This is a genomic window from Pseudophaeobacter arcticus DSM 23566 (genome assembly GCF_000473205.1).
Classification (GTDB): domain Bacteria; phylum Pseudomonadota; class Alphaproteobacteria; order Rhodobacterales; family Rhodobacteraceae; genus Pseudophaeobacter; species Pseudophaeobacter arcticus.
Genome location: NZ_AXBF01000004.1, coordinates 252,508 through 270,239, shown reverse-complemented (window position 1 = coordinate 270,239; position 17,732 = coordinate 252,508). Strand labels below are relative to the sequence as shown.

General features: G+C 58.3%; 17 protein-coding genes. 12 read left to right on the top strand and 5 right to left on the bottom strand.

The annotated features are described in order from the left end of the window. Positions 1 to 157 precede the first annotated feature (157 nt). The 11 genes from pseB to ARCT_RS26885 are packed head-to-tail and all read left to right on the top strand — an operon-like array spanning position 158 to position 11,192. Positions 158 to 1,168, top strand: coding sequence for a UDP-N-acetylglucosamine 4,6-dehydratase (inverting) (pseB, locus tag ARCT_RS0101295; protein WP_452596439.1), 1,011 nt, complete (start codon positions 158 to 160; stop codon positions 1,166 to 1,168). Then, positions 1,168 to 2,316 carry a UDP-4-amino-4,6-dideoxy-N-acetyl-beta-L-altrosamine transaminase gene (gene pseC, locus ARCT_RS0101290; protein WP_027238488.1) on the top strand — a complete coding sequence of 383 codons (1,149 nt, stop codon included), beginning with the start codon at positions 1,168 to 1,170 and terminating at the stop codon, positions 2,314 to 2,316. Before pseB ends, pseC begins: the two co-directional genes overlap by 1 nt. Further along, entirely contained in the window at positions 2,313 to 3,017 is a 705-nt protein-coding gene (gene pseF, locus ARCT_RS0101285; protein ID WP_027238487.1) for a pseudaminic acid cytidylyltransferase, read from the top strand. The genes pseC and pseF overlap by 4 nt, the downstream gene beginning before the upstream one ends. 1 nt (position 3,018) lies before the next feature. Next, positions 3,019 to 4,353, top strand: coding sequence for a hypothetical protein (locus ARCT_RS0101280; protein ID WP_027238486.1), 1,335 nt, complete (start codon positions 3,019 to 3,021; stop codon positions 4,351 to 4,353). 46 nt (positions 4,354 to 4,399) lie between these two features. Beyond that, positions 4,400 to 5,527, top strand: a complete 1,128-nt coding sequence (gene pseG, locus ARCT_RS0101275; protein ID WP_027238485.1) for a UDP-2,4-diacetamido-2,4,6-trideoxy-beta-L-altropyranose hydrolase — start codon at positions 4,400 to 4,402, stop codon at positions 5,525 to 5,527. Beyond that, positions 5,517 to 6,161: a formyltransferase family protein gene (locus tag ARCT_RS0101270; protein WP_027238484.1), complete on the top strand. Its 645-nt coding sequence runs from the start codon at positions 5,517 to 5,519 to the stop codon at positions 6,159 to 6,161. Before pseG ends, ARCT_RS0101270 begins: the two co-directional genes overlap by 11 nt. Before the next feature lie 2 nt (positions 6,162 to 6,163). Continuing rightward, on the top strand, positions 6,164 to 7,216 hold the full coding sequence (gene pseI / locus ARCT_RS0101265) for a pseudaminic acid synthase (RefSeq protein ID WP_027238483.1): 1,053 nt from the start codon (positions 6,164 to 6,166) through the stop codon (positions 7,214 to 7,216). After that, complete coding sequence (locus tag ARCT_RS0101260; protein WP_027238482.1) at positions 7,213 to 7,500, top strand: hypothetical protein; 288 nt, start codon at positions 7,213 to 7,215, stop codon at positions 7,498 to 7,500. The genes pseI and ARCT_RS0101260 overlap by 4 nt, the downstream gene beginning before the upstream one ends. A gap of 52 nt (positions 7,501 to 7,552) precedes the next feature. Beyond that, positions 7,553 to 8,803: a hypothetical protein gene (locus tag ARCT_RS0101255; protein ID WP_027238481.1), complete on the top strand. Its 1,251-nt coding sequence runs from the start codon at positions 7,553 to 7,555 to the stop codon at positions 8,801 to 8,803. Between the two features lie 14 nt (positions 8,804 to 8,817). Next, positions 8,818 to 10,095, top strand: a complete 1,278-nt coding sequence (locus ARCT_RS0101250; RefSeq protein WP_161631279.1) for a polysaccharide biosynthesis protein — start codon at positions 8,818 to 8,820, stop codon at positions 10,093 to 10,095. Beyond that, entirely contained in the window at positions 10,092 to 11,192 is a 1,101-nt protein-coding gene (locus ARCT_RS26885; RefSeq protein WP_027238479.1) for a glycosyltransferase, read from the top strand. Before ARCT_RS0101250 ends, ARCT_RS26885 begins: the two co-directional genes overlap by 4 nt. 109 nt (positions 11,193 to 11,301) lie before the next feature. Here the strand turns inward: ARCT_RS26885 and ARCT_RS0101240 are convergent, their stop codons facing one another. Next, positions 11,302 to 12,561, bottom strand: a complete 1,260-nt coding sequence (locus tag ARCT_RS0101240) for a nucleotide sugar dehydrogenase (protein ID WP_027238478.1) — start codon at positions 12,559 to 12,561, stop codon at positions 11,302 to 11,304. A 200-nt stretch (positions 12,562 to 12,761) separates the two neighbouring features. On the opposite strand from ARCT_RS0101240, the gene ARCT_RS0101235 reads away from it, so the two are divergent. Next, the gene (locus tag ARCT_RS0101235) at positions 12,762 to 13,928 is read left to right on the top strand and encodes a nucleotide sugar dehydrogenase (RefSeq protein WP_027238477.1); all 1,167 of its coding nucleotides are present in this window, start codon (positions 12,762 to 12,764) and stop codon (positions 13,926 to 13,928) included. Between the two features lie 54 nt (positions 13,929 to 13,982). Here ARCT_RS0101235 and ARCT_RS25080 read toward each other — a convergent pair whose 3' ends face one another. The 4 genes from ARCT_RS25080 to hpaD all read right to left on the bottom strand — a co-directional run bounded on the left by ARCT_RS25080 (position 13,983) and on the right by hpaD (position 17,657). Next, complete coding sequence (locus ARCT_RS25080) at positions 13,983 to 15,041, bottom strand: aldolase/citrate lyase family protein (protein ID WP_036783822.1); 1,059 nt, start codon at positions 15,039 to 15,041, stop codon at positions 13,983 to 13,985. A gap of 41 nt (positions 15,042 to 15,082) precedes the next feature. After that, positions 15,083 to 15,883, bottom strand: coding sequence for a 2-oxo-hept-4-ene-1,7-dioate hydratase (gene hpaH, locus ARCT_RS0101225; protein ID WP_027238476.1), 801 nt, complete (start codon positions 15,881 to 15,883; stop codon positions 15,083 to 15,085). Beyond that, positions 15,880 to 16,737, bottom strand: coding sequence for a fumarylacetoacetate hydrolase family protein (locus ARCT_RS0101220; protein ID WP_027238475.1), 858 nt, complete (start codon positions 16,735 to 16,737; stop codon positions 15,880 to 15,882). The genes hpaH and ARCT_RS0101220 overlap by 4 nt, the downstream gene beginning before the upstream one ends. 68 nt (positions 16,738 to 16,805) lie before the next feature. Beyond that, positions 16,806 to 17,657 (bottom strand): 3,4-dihydroxyphenylacetate 2,3-dioxygenase, encoded by an 852-nt coding sequence (gene hpaD, locus ARCT_RS0101215; RefSeq protein WP_027238474.1) that lies wholly within the window; start codon positions 17,655 to 17,657, stop codon positions 16,806 to 16,808. Positions 17,658 to 17,732: the final 75 nt, after the last annotated feature.

Here is a 17,732-nt window from a genome sequence, read left to right as displayed (position 1 = left end):
GTATGAGGAGGATCCTATTGCTAACCTGTATTTCAGAGCAGCTCAGCGCAATTGGCAACCCTGATGATCGCGTAAACATTTGAAGTCTTTATGACAATTTACTTATCTATTGCATCTGCCTGTAGATGCTGCAAATACTCACAAGTATTTTAGAACGTTGGAAACCATTATGCTTAAAAACAGTACGATTCTTGTTACTGGCGGAACTGGATCTTTTGGCAATACTTTCATTCCGATGACCTTGGAAAAGTACAATCCAAAGAAGGTTATTGTTCTTTCCCCGGATGAAATGAAGCAATGGGAGATGGCCAAAAAGTTCGAGGGCGACAGCCGTGTCCGTTTCTTTATCGGCGACGTGCGGGACCGCGAGCGCCTGTACCGGGCTTTGGACGGGGTCGACTACGTGGTTCACGCGGCGGCTACCAAGATTGTACCAACGGCGGAGTACAACCCGTTTGAATGTGTAAAAACCAATGTTATGGGTGCAATGAACTTGATTGACGCCTGTATCGACAAGGGCGTGAAGCGCGTTGTGGCGCTCTCCACTGACAAGGCTTCCAGCCCAATCAATCTTTATGGTGCCACGAAACTGGCCTCCGACAAACTTTTTGTAGCGGGCAATGCTTATTCGGGTGAGCACGGAACCCAGTTTGCCGTGGTGCGCTATGGGAATGTCATGGGGTCGCGCGGGTCGGTGATTCCGTTTTTCATGTCGATCCGTGACACTGGTGAATTGCCCATCACCGACACCCGTATGACCCGCTTCATGATCTCGCTCGAACAGGGCGTCGAATTGGTCTGGCACGCCTTCGCGGACATGGAAGGCGGCGAAATCTACGTCAAGAAAATTCCCTCGATGAATGTCACCGACGTGGCGCGTGTGGTGGCCCCCGAGGCCAGGCAGAAGGTCATCGGTATCCGTCCGGGCGAAAAGATCCACGAACAGATGGTCGGCGAGGAAGACGCCTTCTTCACCTACGAATACGCCGAGCATTTCAAGATCCTGCCGCAGATCAATGAATGGTCCACCAGCCCCGAGCGGATCAAGGATGGCCAGCGCGTGCCCGAGGGGTTTGTCTATTCCAGTGGCAACAACACCGAATGGATGAGCGACGCGGAACTCCAGGCCTGGATTGACAGCAACGAAGGCAAGATTGGTAAAATCTGATGATCCCCTATGGTCGCCAGGACATCCGGCAGCAGGATCTCGATGCGGTCATCGAGGTTCTGAAATCCGACTTCATCACCCAGGGCCCGGTGGTCCCGCAGTTCGAGGACGCCCTGGCGGAAAAATCCGGCGCGGCGCACGCGGTGGCGATGAACTCCGCCACCTCGGCACTGCACGTCGCCGTGGTGGCGCTGGGGCTGGGGCAGGGCGATCTGATGTGGACCACGCCCATCACCTTTGTGGCCTCCGCCAATTGTGGACGCTACGTGGGGGCGGACGTGGATTTTGTCGATATCGACCCGGACACCTTCAATATGTGCCCCAGGGCGCTGGCCACCAAGCTGGCGCAGGCCGAGGCGGCAGGCCGCCTGCCCAAGGTGATCGTGCCGGTGCATATGTGTGGCCAGTCTGCCGCAATGTGCGAGATCGCCGAACTGGTGCGCCCCTACGGCATCCGCATCGTCGAGGACGCCAGCCACGCGGTGGGCGGCCGCTACAGGGATCAGCCGGTGGGGTCCTGCCAGTACTCGGACATCACCATCTTCAGCTTTCATCCGGTCAAGATCATCACCACCGCCGAGGGTGGCATGGCGCTGACCAATGATGCCGAACTTGCGGCCCGCATGGAGCTGCTGCGCAGCCACGGCATCACCCGCGACCCCACCCGGATGACCCAGGATTCTGACGGGCCGTGGTACTACCAGCAGGTCGAGCTGGGCTGGAACTATCGCATGACCGAGATCCAGGCAGCGCTTGGATTGAGCCAGCAGCTGCGTTTGGCCGACTATGTAGAGGCCCGCAACGCGCTGGCCAATCGATACGACCGATTGCTGGCGGATCTGCCGTTGGATCTGCCGGGACGGCTGGAGGCTACGCGCTCTGCGTTCCATCTCTATGTCATCCGACTGCATGATGCCTCGCGCCGCCGCGAGGTGTTCGAGACGCTGCGCGCCAACGGCATTGGTGTGAACCTGCATTATATCCCGGTTCACCTGCAGCCCTATTATCGCGATCTCGGTTTTGCGGAGGGGGATTTCCCTGCGGCTGAAGACTATTACAGCCGCGCCATCAGCATTCCTCTTTTTGCCCAATTGAGCGAGGTGGAGCAGGACGAAGTGGTCGCCCGAATTCTGGAAGCTTTGCAATGAGGGTTGCGGTAATCCCGGCACGCGGTGGTAGCAAGCGTATCCCCAACAAGAACATCCGCAAATTTGCTGGAAAGCCAATCATTTCATGGTCGATTGAGGCGGCGCTTGATAGTGGCTGTTTTGACAAGGTTGTTGTATCGACCGATAGTGCAGAGATAGCGGAAACAGCGCGCGCTTATGGTGCGGAGGTTCCCTTCGTTCGGCCATCGGAGTTTGCGGACGATCTGACTCCTACAATTCCTGTAATCCGTCATGCTATCCAAGAGTTGCGTCGACAGGGTCTGAGCCCGGAAGAAGTCTGCTGTATCTACGCCACGGCTCCGTTCTTGACCCCTGAAAACCTGTGCACAGCCTTTGAGATGCTGCCCGAGACGGAGGCTTTTGTTTTGGCCGTGACGGAGTATCGCTTTCCTATACAGCGCGCGCTGAGGCGTGATGCGGATGGTCGGATTGCGATGTTTTCGCCCGAATATTTTGCCACCCGATCGCAGGATCTTGAATCGGCTTGGCATGACGCTGGCCAATTCTACCTCGCGCGGGCGGTCACTTGGCTGTCAGAGTCCGTTGTTTTTCAGGAAGGCTCCATAGGGGTCGCTCTGCCAACCAGTCAAGTCCAGGATATTGATACGCCAGATGATTGGTTGCAGGCCGAACTGATGTACGAAGCTTTACAAAGCCGTATTTCCCGACAGGAGACATAGGATGAGCCAAGTTACCTTTGTCGAAAACCGGGGTAAGACTGCTTTTTGGCAAGACGTGGCCGGTGTTCTGAAGCGCAACGGACATAAAGTCAGCTGGATTGTCCAAAATCCGGTCTATAAGCCCAGTGCCCCAGGGGGGGATGTCGTCGTACTGCGTTTTCCCAACCCAGGAGATTTGCAGGACGCGGCCATCCCCGAAGCCGTGAATACCGATCGAGGGCGGACGCTTTTTGGTGCCGGACATCGCCACTACGCACATTATCAGCGAGAAATTGACCAAGCGCTTACTCAGCTGAACCCCAGCCTTGTGATTGGTGAATCTACGTTGTTTCACGAGTTGTTGACCATTGATGCTTGCGCGGTGCGGGGTATTCCCTATGTGCATCCAACCGGCACCCGCTACCCAAACGGGCGGATGATGCTGTTTGAGGGCAATACTCAGGTGCCGGCGGTGCGCAGCGGTGATGTCTGGTCGGACGAAAAACTCGACCTTTTTGCGCGGTCTTTGCAGACAGGTAATGCTTTGCCGGATTATATGCGGGTGCCGGGAAAGTTCGCTCTCTATATTCGCAAGGCCCGGCTGGCGTTGGGGCACGCGCGAACATTGTGGGGCCGCATACTGGGGGATCATTACAACACGCCTTCCTTGACGCGAAAGCTGGCGCTGTCACGCCAGCTGAAGGCTAATCTGGTGGTGTGGAAGCAGCTTCAGCGTCTGCCGGATACCGGCCTAGAGGCTGGCCCGGTGATCCTGTACCCGCTGCAAATGCAGCCAGAAGCCAATATCGAGGTCTGGGGACGACCGTTTTCCAACCAAGTGGAAATCGTCGAACGCTGCCTGTCTGCCTTGCCAGCAAACGGGCAGGTGGCCGTGAAGGCCAATCCAAAATCAAAATACGAAGTCTCCGAAGCGCTTTTGGCGCTGGCGAGACGTGACCCGCGTGTCGTTTTGCTACCTTTGGACTGCCGAATGCCAGTGGCCCAGGATCTCGCAGTCGGTGCGGTAACGGTCACTGGAACGGTCGGTTACGAGGCCGTGTTTGGCCGAGGTCGCTGCATATCGCTGCGCCATCCCATAGTGGAACAACACTTCCCCGCGTTCCATGCGCAAACGCCTGAGGCGGCCGTAGGTCGTTTGCTGGACGATCCGCAGGCAGGACGTGGAAATCTAGATACGGGGCGGGCGCTGCTTAAGCTGCTCATTGCTGATAGCTTTGAGGGTAGGATCAACGAGCTGGCCTTTGACCCTGACTGCCGTTCCCCGGAGAATATTGAAAGAGTGGCAGGCGTTTTGGAAAAGCTTTTGCACAAGTTGGAGCAACAACATGTGGCATAGCCGCTTTGGGTTGCACGATGTGACGTGGGGGAGAGGAGAGCCAGGAATGGCCACTGGGCGTATCGTAATTCGCGCCGATTCTGGTCTGGACATCGGAACCGGGCATGTCATGCGCTGCCTGACTCTGGCGGATGCCTTGCGTGACCAGGGCGCTGAGGTGGTCTTTGTCACCCGTAGGCACAAAGGCCATGTGATCTCTGCTCTCACCGGACGGGGGCACCGTGTGGTAATTTTGCCGGGCAATACTGGGGTTTCTTATGGGGCGCATCCGGCGCCGCCTGCCCATGCCGGTTGGCTGGGAGCAGCTTGGAGCGAAGACGCGGCTGCCACCCGCAGGGTTCTGGATGCCGAGGGGGCAGATTGGCTGGTGATGGATCACTATGCGCTGGACCGGGAATGGCAACAAGCGGCGCTGACTGCTGGCACCCGGCTTTTGGTGGTGGACGATCTGGCAGATCGCCCACATATGGCGGATATACTGCTGGACCAGAATGCGGGGCGGCAGGCGGCGGATTACAATGGGTTGGTGCCGGATGATTGTGACCGCCTTATCGGTCCGACCCATGCATTGCTGCGGGCTGAATTTGCCCAGTCGCGTTCCGAAGCGCTGGCGCGCCGCGACAGCCTGAGCAGGCCTGAGAGACTTCTGGTCACACTTGGAGGCATCGACAAGACAAACGTTGCTGCGACGGTACTGGAGGCCCTGGCCGCAAGCCCTGTAGCTGCCGGTTTTGAGATCACCGTCATAATGGGCGGCAGTGCGCCGTGGCTCGAAGAGGTGCAGTCTAGAGCCGCCTGCATGCCCATGCCTACTGAGGTGGCTATCGATGTGGCCAATATGGCTCAGCACATGACCAGGGCCGATCTTTGCATCGGCGCAGCCGGGTCAACCGCTTGGGAGCGCTGCACCCTCGGTTTGCCGACCCTTCAGGTTGTGCTCGCCGATAACCAGATGGCTGCCGCATCTTATATGGACAAACACGGTTTGGCGCTGGCGCTGCCTTTTCCCGATGCGCCGGATTTCGCAAGCGCAGTGTCGAAGGGGCTGGAGCACCTGAGCCAGCGAGATACATATCGCACCATGGCCCATCGCGCCGCTGCCCTGACCGATGGGGAGGGAACCGGGCGTCTCGCACACCAATTGATAGACAGGGAGCCGCTGCATGCGCATTGATCTTCTATGTACCAACCGCACTCACCCGGTGGTGCCCAGCCTGCGCGATTGGATCTCCGCGCGCGCCGGAGATCACACACTCCGGCTGATTCACGACAAGTCCGACCTGCAAGAAGGGGACATCCTCTTTCTAGTGTCCTGCAGCCAGTTGATCGCTCGCGATGACCGCGCGCGCTATCGCACCACCATGGTTTTACACGCCAGTGATTTGCCTGAGGGACGCGGTTGGAGCCCGCACGTCTGGGACATTCTGGCTGGCAGAGAGGAATTGACACTCTCGTTGCTCACGGCTGAAGATGGCGTCGATAGTGGCGCAATCTGGGCCAAGCGGCACTTTCATGTGCCACGTCATGCCCTGAGCGCCGAGATCAACGCGTTGCTGTTCGAAGCGGAACTGGCGTTGATGGATCGTGGCATTGAAATGGTCGCGGCTGGTGAGTATCCCCAACCTCAGCCGGATGCTGAGGCCAGCTACCACCCGCGCCGGACGCCGGAAGATAGCCGCCTAGACCCAAGCCAACCCTTAGCAGAGCTGTTTGATCGGATCCGCGTTGCGGACCCTGACCGTTATCCGGCTTTTTTTGAGATGCATGGGAAGACCTTTGAGCTAACCTTGAAAAAACGGGAAATTTGAAAATGGAAATTTCAGGACGGCTGATCGGCCCGGATCACACTCCCTATGTCATTGCCGAACTGTCCGCCAACCACAATGGCGACTATGATCAGGCATTGCGCATTATCGAGGCCGCCAAAGCCGTTGGTGCCGACGCGGTCAAGCTGCAAACCTACACGCCGGATACCATCACGCTGAACGCGAATACCGAGGATTTTGTGGTTAAGGGGGGACTATGGAACGGGCGCACACTTTACGATCTCTACGAGGAGGCACACACGCCCTGGGATTGGCACAAGCCGCTGTTTGAGCATGCGCACAAACTGGACATCACCATGTTTTCTTCGCCTTTCGACACCACGGCGGTGGATCTGCTGATGGATCTGAACGCGCCGGCGTTCAAGATTGCCTCCTTTGAGGTAATCGACCTGCCGCTGATCCGCTATGTGGCCTCGACCGGGAAACCGATGATCATCTCAACCGGCATGGCCGATGACGAGGAAATCGCCGAAGCCGCACAGGCCGCGCGCGACGGCGGCTGCACCGATTTTGCCTTGCTGCACTGTGTGTCGGGGTATCCAGCCCCTGCTGCGGATTACAACCTTGCAACCATCCCTGACATGGCGCGGCGCTGGGGCGTGCCGGTGGGCCTGTCGGATCATACGCTAGACAATACCACGGCGATTGCCAGCGTAGCGCTCGGGGCCTCGATAATCGAGAAACATTTTACCCTAGACCGCAGGGGGGGTGGCCCCGATGACAGCTTTTCATTAGAGCCGACGGAGTTCGCGCAACTCTGCCAAGGTGCCCTCACCGCATGGGAGGCCATCGGCCACATTGATTATGGCCGCAAATCCAGCGAAGTGGGGAACGTGACCTTCCGCCGATCCCTTTATTTTGTGAAGGATCTCAAAGCAGGTGAGATCGTGACCGCTGATGCAATCCGTTCGGTCCGCCCCGGCTATGGTCTGCCGCCAAAACACACCGACGTGGTGATTGGCAAGCGGGTTACTCGCGTGGTCAAGGCCAACACGCCTACGTCCTGGGAGGTCCTGGAAGAGGACCAAAACGCATGAAGCAGCGCCTGATCAGCCTTGAACGCACCCTATTGCGCGCCGCGCCAGTGGGGCTTTTGGTGCGCATCTTTGTGACCTTGGGATTTCGGTTGCGCTGGCTCTGGGGGCGGGTCAGCAATCCCACTCGGCGGGCCGCTCTGGCACAGCGGCTGACTGGCTTCAAACCCGACCACACCCCTGCCGACGCAGCCCGTGCTGACGCAGGATTACGCGATCTGACCAGCTCGGGCCTGCCCGCAGTGGCGTCTTATGATCGTTGGATCAATCGAGCGTACCTGAAGTAAGAAGCGCGCCCGTTCGGACTTCTTCTCCGGATGGGAAAATGCGGAGAATTGCATGATCTATCGCCCGGAAAACGTTCTCTTCATGGGGATCGGCCTCTACGTTCTGATCTACCTGTTCAGCCCGCTTGAAGTGCTGGTGGAAATGGAGTTTGGGAGTTTCGTCTTCATCGGGTTGAGCATTGCCGCGCTGGTGCTGGGCAGCCGGGTGGCGGATTATTTTCGCCTGGGCGGGACAATCCGGCAGATCCCTGCCGCACGACTGATGCGGATAGAAAACCGGTTGTTCTGGATCATGATCTGCCTAGGGGGGCTGGGCAACCTGCTGCGGCTTGTGGACAAGTATGTGTTGCGTGGCGTGGGCAGCCTGACTGGTCTTGAGGCGCGCGAGGTGTTGGTCGAGACAAGTGTTACCAAGCTATCTCTGATTGGCGGTGTGCTTTATCCTTTCGGCTACCTACCAATCATAATCCTGTTGGGGGCACGGGTCTTGCCCCTCCGCCGTTGGAAACTGGTTCTGGCGGCCTTCATCTTCTTGATCCCGGCGCTGGATGCGCTGGTTCTGTTCTCGCGCAGTTTCATGCTGGTAAGCCTCGCTATGATTTATTTCGGCACCTCGCTGACGCTGTTTCAGGGCCGCGCCCTGCCGCGCCAGCTGGTGCTGCCGGCCATGGTGGGGATCTTCGGCGTGCTGATGTTGTCGGTGCTGGCCTTCCTGTGGCGGCTCGACCAGATGTCCTTTGACGTGTCGGATTCGATCTTCCAGTCGGGCTATGCCTATACCGTTGTGCCCAATGCCGCGATGGAGCGACTGATCTCCGGCGACAGTGCTCTAGGCGGGCTGGTTGTGGGGCTGCTTCCCATCATGCAGTACTACGTCCACTCGATCCCGGAATTTCAGATTCTCTGGAGCGTGAACGACACTCAAACATTTGCTGGCGGGGCGCTGCATTTTGCGCCTTACGTCAAATTTCTGGCCATGTTCGGCCTGACCTCCGAGCTCGATCTGTTCACGCTCTTCCCGCGCGTCGGCATTTTTACCAGCTTCTGGGGACCGCTCTGGGTGGATTTCGGTTGGTTCGCGCTGCTCTTCATGTTTCTGTCAGGCTTCATGGCGCGTATGATTGGGCGAGCTGCCCGTAACGGCGATCTGGGGGCCTACCCGCTCTATACCTATTTCTGTGTCATTCTGTTCTTCATGCCGGTGGTGAATTTCGCCATCTCGGCGCAGGGAATGTACGTCATCAATGCCTTTGCCCTGTTCTGGGTCATGACGCGCAAAGCCGCCCGCGCGATACCGGCATGATCAGTCGCCTGTTCATGGCCCTGCGTTTCCTAGCCGGTTTCGGCATCGCGCGAGGCCTGTTGTTCTTTTCCCCGATCCTGCTGTCTAACCTGCTGCCGTTGGACCGATATGGACAGTTTGAGCTAGCCCAATCGTTAGCTTCAATCGGCGCATTGGTCATTGGCTGCGGCCTTGTTGGCACGGTTCCTCTGATCCGCCTGCGTGATGAGATCGATGGGCGCTGGGACACGCTGTTGTTGCTAGTGGCCGGACTGGGTGGGGGCTGTATTCTGCTGGCGCTGGGGGTTGGGCTCACCTCAGGTACACTGTTTTCTGTACCTGTGTTGGTACCGCTGGGCATCGGGGTACTGATGCTGCAGGGGCTCTGGGCCAATACGCTCAAGAGTGACGGGCAAGGGACGCGAGCGATCTTTGTTGAAGTCGGATTCTGGGCAGTGGCCGTTTCGGGTGCTGGGCTAACGGTCTTGAGCAAAGACCGTCTGTCGCAAGGTACCATTCCATTGGTCTTGCTGGTCTATGCTGTGGTGCTGCTGGGGGTAACCTTGGTGCAGCAGGTCCGTTGCCGTACAGGGTCCTTTGGCCTGCTGGACTTACGGCGCAACATTGCGCTGGGGCTGCCCCTAATGTTCACAGGGATACTGACCGTGTTGATTACCTCTTCGGGGCGGCTGGTACTGGGGCAAACTTCGGGAGTCGAGGCCGTCGGGCTTTACGCGGTGCTCTATCGTTCGACCACCCTGCCGCTGGTGGGACATCAGATTCTAATTATCGGATTCTTCCGGCAAATCTTTTCGTGGTCGGACGAGGTGCTGCGGGCCCGCGCTGCGGTGATCGTCGTGGGGGTAAGCGCCATGGCATTGGGGTTCTGGGTGTTGGAGCCCTATCTTGGATGGCTGCTGGGAAAGCGTTTTACCCAGATCTTTGCCGCCTATCGCGCCGAGGGGCTGACCCTGCTGGTGCAGACCATCCTGTGGTCTGCCATTGCGCTGAATGATCTGGTGAATTCGCGGCTGCAGATTGCCGGGCGCGTGACCCGTGTGACCGCACCCTATCTTGCCTTGGGTCTGGGGGCCCTGACCTTCTGGACCTGGAGCCGGGCACAACACATGCCGATCAGCGATACCCTCCATGGTTTCATCATGGGTCATTTCATTTTGATGGTTGGTTTTTATACGGTTCAATGTTGGAGTGCTTGGTGGCTTGGCCACCGCTTTGTACGCCTATGGCTGTCGACTTACGTCTGCACCGTTGGGGTGGGGCTCCTGATATTCTTAGGAGAGCTTTACGGATGAAAATTGTTCATTTTGCAAAATTCTATCCGCCGGAATACGGCGGCATCGAGAGCGTCACCGAAGCGCTGGCCGAAGATCACGCCGCCGCGGGCCATGATGTGGAAGTTGTCTGTTTTACCTCTGGCGATTCACGGGTGGAGAGGCGGGGAAGCTTAACGCTGCGCCGGGTGAAAATGCAGGCCAAAAAATCTTCACAACCACTGGCGATGGGGTATCTCGGAGCCTGCGCTCGGGCGGCGCGAGATGCGGATGTGGTCCATGTGCATACCCCAAATGTGCTGGCCTCATTGGCCGTATTGCGCGTGCCGCGCGCTATACCGGTGGTGATCCACTGGCATGCGGATATCGAGGGGAAAGGTGCGCTTGGGTACGTCGTGCGCCCGGTTGAGCGGGCGATGCTGCGACGTGCGGACAAAATTTTCGCCACCACCGAAGCCTATGCCAAGGCCTCGCCTGCGCTGACGCCCTTTAAGGACCGTATCGAGGTCATTCCAATCGGCATTGCAGATCAAGACTGCGTACCGGGGGAAGAGACGGGAGCTCAGCCCTTTGTGCTATTTGTCGGCAGATTGGTGCCCTATAAGGGGTTGCCTGTCTTGCTGGACGCCATTCGACACGTACAGGAGGACGCGATATTTCGCATCGTTGGCGTCGGTCCTGAAGAGGCGGCGTTAAAGGCGCAGGCCCGGGAAATGGGTATCACGGATAGGCTGCAGTTTATGGGGAGGGTCGACAGCGACCGGTTGCAGATGCTGTTTTCTGGTGCTGCACTGTTCTGTTTGCCCTCGGTTAACCGACTTGAGGCGTTTGGTGTGGTGTTGCTTGAGGCAATGCGCGCAGGCCGCGCCATTATTTCTACGGATATTCCCGGCAGCGGAGTGTCCTGGGTCAATACAACTGGTGCCGTTGTGCCTGTGGGAGATTCAAAGGCACTTGCAAAGGCATTGGACAAATTGCTGGCCAATCCGGAGCAGGCCGCACAGATGGGCCGTGCGGCCCGTGCGCGCTTTGAGCGTGAATTCCTCCGCGAGCTCATGAGCACACGGTTCCTGGATTTGTACAAGAGGCTCATCGAACAGGACAAGGCCGAGGTCTGAGGCGGCTTAGCTGCATATATAGGCGCCACTTTGGGGAGAATGCGGCCCTCAGCCGATGTGCACAACAGAGCCCATCGCGGCGGAAAAGTCTTGCGATGCTGATCTTTGATTACAGTCGCAGATCAGAAGCTTCAGCGGGCAGGACATATTTGAGATCATAAAGCACTGCGTCTTTGCTGCCAAATGCGCGAAAATCGCTTTCTTTCATTTTGGCAAATTCAGCGTGGGCCACGGCAATGATTATTCCGTCATAGGTGTCTTTTTCGGGGTTTTGAACAAGCTTCAATCCAAAATTGGCACGTGCAGACACCGGGTCGGCGCAAGGATCACAAACATCTACGCTCAGCCCGTAGTCTTCCAGTCCACGGACCACATCGATAATCCGCGTGTTGCGCAGGTCGGGGCAGTTTTCTTTGAAGGTCAGCCCCATGACCAGCACCCGGCGCATAGGTTTGCCGCGCTTGACCAGAGCCTTGATCATCTGTTGGGCAACATAGGTCCCCATACCGTCGTTCAGGCGTCGCCCTGCAAGCAGGATATCAGGATGATAGCCTAGGCTTTCGGCCTTATGGGTCAGGTAATAGGGGTCTACGCCGATGCAGTGACCGCCGACAAGGCCTGGGCGGAAGGGCAGGAAGTTCCACTTGCTGCCGGCCGCTTCCAGCACCGCCTCTGTGTCGATGCCCATGCGATTGAAGATCATTGCCAGCTCGTTGATCAGGGCGATATTGATATCGCGCTGGCTGTTCTCGATCACCTTGGCGGCTTCGGCGACACGGATGCTGGGGGCCAGATGTGTGCCAGCGGTGACAATTTCATTGTACAGCGCATCGACGCGCGCCGCCACCTCTGGGGTCGATCCCGAAGTTACCTTGGTGATATCGGGCAAACGGCGGGTCTTGTCACCGGGATTGATCCGTTCAGGCGAGTAGCCGACGTAGAAATCCTGATTAAATCGCAGACCGGATTCAGCCTCCAGTACGGGCACGCAGTCTTCCTCGGTGGCACCCGGATAAACGGTGCTTTCATAGATCACCAGATCGCCGGGTTTCAGCACGGCGCCAACGGTTTTGGAGGCCGCCAACAGAGGGCGCAGATCGGGGCGATGGCTGGTATCCACAGGGGTTGGAACGGTGACGATATAGATCCTGGCATCAGAGATCTTGGCAGGGTCCGTAGTGAGAGCCAGCTGGGGTGCGGCGGCCAGCTCTTGCGGCGTAGCCTCGCCGGTCTGATCTGTGCCTGCGCGCAACTCGGCGATGCGGCTTGCGTCGATGTCAAAACCCAAAGTGGGACGCTGCTGACCAAAGGCGAGGGCCAGGGGCAGGCCAACATAGCCAAGGCCAATGATGCAAATCTGATCCTGCATGCTCTGCTCCTGCACTTTTGTGACGCCTGGGTACTGACGCTCTTTCATAAACGCCCATATAGCCACTCGCCGGACGCATCACCAGCCCTACCAAAATGGAGTCGCAGCAGATGCTCGGCTTTGGGTCTTTACGGTTTGGCTTGGGCTAAGGTTTCGACTACACACAAGGCAGTATAGGGAAAGCGTATTGTAGGTGTGGAATGAAGATTGCCGTTGCTGGAATTGGATATGTTGGCCTGTCAAATGCCGTCTTGTTGGCTCAAAATCATCAGGTGACTGCAGTTGATGTGACAAAAGAGCGGGTCGATATGATCAATGCCCGCGAATGTCCCATTGTTGATGCAGAGCTGGAGGCCTTCCTGGCGGATAAACCCTTGCAGTTGACGGCCACAATGGATGCGCAGGCGGCCTATCGCGAGGCTGAGTTTGTCATTGTCGCAACGCCGACGGATTACGATACGGATACCAACTATTTTGACACCTCCAGTGTTGAAACGGTGATAAGTCAGGTTCTGGCGGTAAACCCTGCGGCCACAATTGTCATCAAATCAACCATTCCGGTGGGGTTTGTTCAGCGGCTGCGGGCTGAGCTCGGCATTGACAACCTGCTGTTCTCGCCCGAATTCCTGCGCGAAGGTCAGGCGCTATACGACAACCTGCATCCCTCGCGGATTATTGTTGGCTCACAAAGCGAAGCTGCGCGCAGATTTGCAGATTTGCTGATCGAGGGGGCGATCAAAAAGGATGTCCCGGTTCTCTTTACCGATCCCAGCGAGGCCGAGGCGATCAAGCTGTTTGCCAATACCTATCTCGCCATGCGGGTGGCGTTTTTTAATGAGCTGGACAGCTATGCGATGGCGGGTGGCATGGAGGCGCGCCAGATCATCGAAGGTATCGGGCATGATCCGCGGATCGGCAATCATTACAATAACCCCTCGTTTGGCTATGGTGGCTACTGCCTGCCCAAGGATACCAAACAGCTCTTGGCGAATTACTCAGAGGTACCGCAAAACCTCATCCGCGCCATTGTGGATGCCAATCACACCCGCAAGGATTTCCTGGCGGATCAGATCATTGCCAAGGCCCCCAAGGTGGTCGGCATCTATCGTCTGGTGATGAAGGCGGGGTCGGACAATTTTCGCCGCTCTTCGATCCAAGGTATCATGAAGCGGATCAAGGCCAAGGGGATCAAGGTTGTGGTCTACGAGCCGGTCTTGCAGGAGGGTGAATTCTTTGGCTCAGCCGTGGTGCGGGATCTGGAGGCCTTCAAACAGGTGTCAGATGTCATCGTGGCCAATCGGGTGACCGATGACATCCGCGATGTCGAAGACAAGATCTTTACCCGTGACCTGTCGGGCACCGACTAAGACCCGCTGGATCAAGGCGGGATTGCCCCGGCGCCGGTGGCCGGGGCGTATCGGTCACTCTGACCAGGTGATGGTCAGGTCTTCACGGAAGGCAAAGCGCACCAGGTGATCTGTGATCACCTGTCTCCAGCGCGCCAGATCGCCACGCGGTCCTGTGGTGGCGGTGATCTGCAACTGGTCGGCTGAGGCCGTCATTGCAACCCGGTTGCCAGTGTCAAAAGTGATGCTGCCCTGGGTCGTATCAAAGTCTGTTGTGGCTTTGTGGGACCAATGTTTGCACAGCTGTTGCAAATAGCGGCTGGCGTTTTTGGTTGTTGCCTGTCCGGTTGCGACCTGATCCGGCAGCAGCGCCAGCGCGGCCTTGGCGGTATTGCGCATGGCAGCGGCAAACAGCGTGACGTCGATATTGGTGGCCACAAAGGTCGCCCCGGCCGCAAGGCAGGCCCGCTGCATTTCTGGGTCCAGTGTCAAGATACCGCCCGCCTTGCCCGCAGCGACGATCTTGCCCATGGCCTCCATGATGGCGGCCTTGACCTCGGGCGCATCGGCATTGCCGATAAAGCCCATATCGGCAGCCAGATCCGCCGGACCGATAAAGACCCCGTCGACGCCCTCGACCTGCAAAATGTCATCCAGCGCCGCGATGCCTGCGCGGTTTTCCACCTGCACCAGCAGGCAGATTTCGGCATCGGCGGTTTGCAGATAATCCGGAATGGCTGAAAAATTCGAAGCCCGCGCCAGAGCAGAGCCAACACCGCGTAGCCCATGGGGCGGATAGGTCACCGCACGCACCAGTTCGCGCGCCTGTGCGGCGCTTTCGACCATGGGGATCAGCAGGGTCTGGGCGCCTGCATCCAGGTACTGTTTGATCATCCAGGTCTCGCCGATGGTGGGGCGGACGATGGCATGGCTGTCAAACCCGGCCAGCACCTGCATCTGCGCGGTGATCGAGCGCAGATCATTGGGCGCATGTTCGGCGTCAATCAACAACCAGTCAAACCCGGCCCCGGCGCTGATCTGCGCCACATAGGGATCAGCCAGCCCCAGCCAGCAGCCCATTTGGGGTTTCCCGGCTTTCAGCGCGGCTTTGAACGGGTTGTGCGGAGCGGGCATGGGCTATGTCCTTTTAGGTAAGATATAGTGTCACAGGAGCCTTAGGCGAAGCGAATGTCAACCGAACCAAAGGCACCAAAATCAGCGTGGATGTCGCTGCCCGAGGGGCATTCAACAGGCCGGATAAAGCTGCCGGAGAGGATCACCTGGCCCGGTTCGATGCTTTGGCCATATTGCGCCATGCGCCGGGCCAGCCAGACAACGCTTTCCACCGGATCATTCAATACGCCCGCGCCCAGACCGGTTTCCTCGACCTCGCCATTGCGGCTGGTGATGGCTCCGACCCAGCGCAGATCATGGGCGTCAAGGCTGTGGCACTCGCGGCCCAGCACGATACCTGCATTGGCGGCATTGTCGCTGATGGTGTCAAAGACGCTGCGGGTCTGGCCGGTTTCCGGGTCTGCGCGCAGGATGCGGGTATCCAGGATCTCGATCGAGGGCGTCACATAATCAGTGGCGGCAATGACTTGCGCGCGGGTGACCTCGGCGCCGCCGATGGGGGTTTTCATCACAAAGGCGATTTCGGCCTCAATGCGGGGCTGGATAAACCGCCCCGCTGGCACCGTGGCGCCGGTTTCAAACAGCATATCGTCAAACAGGATACCGCTGTCGGGAATGTCGATGTTGAGCGCATATTGCATCGCCTTGGAGGTGAGGCCGATCTTCCAGCCGATCACCTTTTGACCCGCCGCCAGTTTGGCGCGGTAGATGGCGTTTTGCACCGCATAGGCGTCATCCATGCCCATGTCCGGGTGGCGTTTGGTCAGCAGGCCGATCTGCTGGCCACTGGACTCGGCCTGCAACAGATCGGCGGCGGCCCGGGCGTGGTCCTGTGGCGTCATGATAGCACCTCGTCCTCAACGCCATTGCGCAGGGTGCCGATGCCTTCGACCTCAACCTCGACCACATCGCCGGGTTTCAGATAGCGCGGCGGATCAAAGCGGGCGCCAGCCCCCGTCGGGGTGCCGGTGATGATGATATCGCCGGGCTGTAGCGTCATGAAGGTGGAGATATATTCGATCTCGCGGCGGATCGGGAACATCATTCGCGACAGCACATCGTCCTGGCGGACCTCGCCATTGACACGGGTGATGATGCGGGCCTCATCCAGCTGTCTGGCCTCGGTGAAAGGCACCAGCCAGGGGCCGAGCGCGCCGGAGTTGTCCCAGTTCTTGCCTTGGGTGACGTTGAACTTGGCATGGCGCACCCAGTCGCGAATGGTGCCCTCATTGCAGAGCGTCAGGGCGGCGATATGGTCATAGGCGTCGTCCTGGCTGATCCGGCGACCACCCTTGCCGATGACGATGGCAACTTCGCCCTCATAGTCCAGGGTGTGGTTTTCCGGTGGCCGGACCAGATTGCGCCCATGGCCGGTGAACCCACTGGCAAAGCGGGGGAAAAGCGACATGTATTTTGGCTGGGCGCTGCCGTCTTTGTATTCGGCGTTGCGATCCGGGAAGTTGACCCCAACGCAGAGGATGCGCGGCGCATTGGGCAGTACCATCTCAAAAACATAGTCCCTGTGGGTCACCGGTCTGCCGGCGGCGGATTTTTCCAGTTCCGCCAGGCCCTGATTGGCAATCACATCATAAAGCGTTGCCCATTGTGGGCAGGCGTCATTCAGCGCGATCATACCCGTGTCGGTGACGGCGCCAAAGAATGTCGCCCCCTCGGCGCTATAGGTTGCAAAACGCATCTGGTTTCTCCTCCACAAACAGGCGCCGTGGCGCTGCCCTGCGTATCATTGTTTGATGAGATACCCGGTCAGACCGGGAAGATCACATTGGTCTGGCCAGTGCCGGAGGATGGAAAATACTCCGTCACCACTTCGCATTTGCCGGTGTATGTGTCCCAGCCAAGCGCCCCATAGAGCATCGCCGTGTCATGCATCGAGCCTTCGCCACAGCAGAATTGGGCATATTCGCCCAGCATTTTCAAGAACGTGGCATGGTCGCCCTGTTTCCACATCTCCAGCACATGCAGATCCATCTGACGGTTGAATTCGGAGGAGATGGTAAAGGTGCCATTGTTGGCGGCATAGTCCTTGTTGGCCCAGATCTTGTGGCTGAGACTGCCAGAGGCCACCAGCAGAACCTTTTCATCCGAGGCCTCAACCGCTTCGCGGATCGCTTCGCCGACAATGCGGCTCTCGTCGTGGTCATGCACTGTGGCCCAGGCGGCCACCGAGACCACCTTCATGTCATGTTCGCGGCTCATGAAGCGCATCGGCACCAGGGTGCCATATTCCAACTCCAGACTGTCGAGTTGATGGCAGAGCGTATAGGCGCCCCTGTCAGTGGCGGCTTTGGCGATGGCCTCGCCCAGGGCCGGGTTGCCATCGTAGCCATAGGGCAGGTCCTGAATGAACTGGGGGAATTCGTTCGAGGTGAACAGGCCTTCAAAGCGTTTGTTGGCATTGATGTGAAAGCCTGCGTTGATCACCCAATGGGTGTCGCAGATCACCACGGTGGTGGCGCCAAGCGCCTTGGCGCGGCGGGCGATTTCGGCGTGACCGTCAATGGCGGCCTGACGTGTGCCTTTGACCGGCCCGTCCTGCTCGGACATGAGCATGGTTGGGACATGGGTCATTTTGGCGGCAAGTACGATCTCTCCCATGGGGGTTCTCCTTATGTGAGGCGGGGGGAGGGGCCAGCCCCTCAATTTCAAATTGGCATTTGAAATTTCACCCCG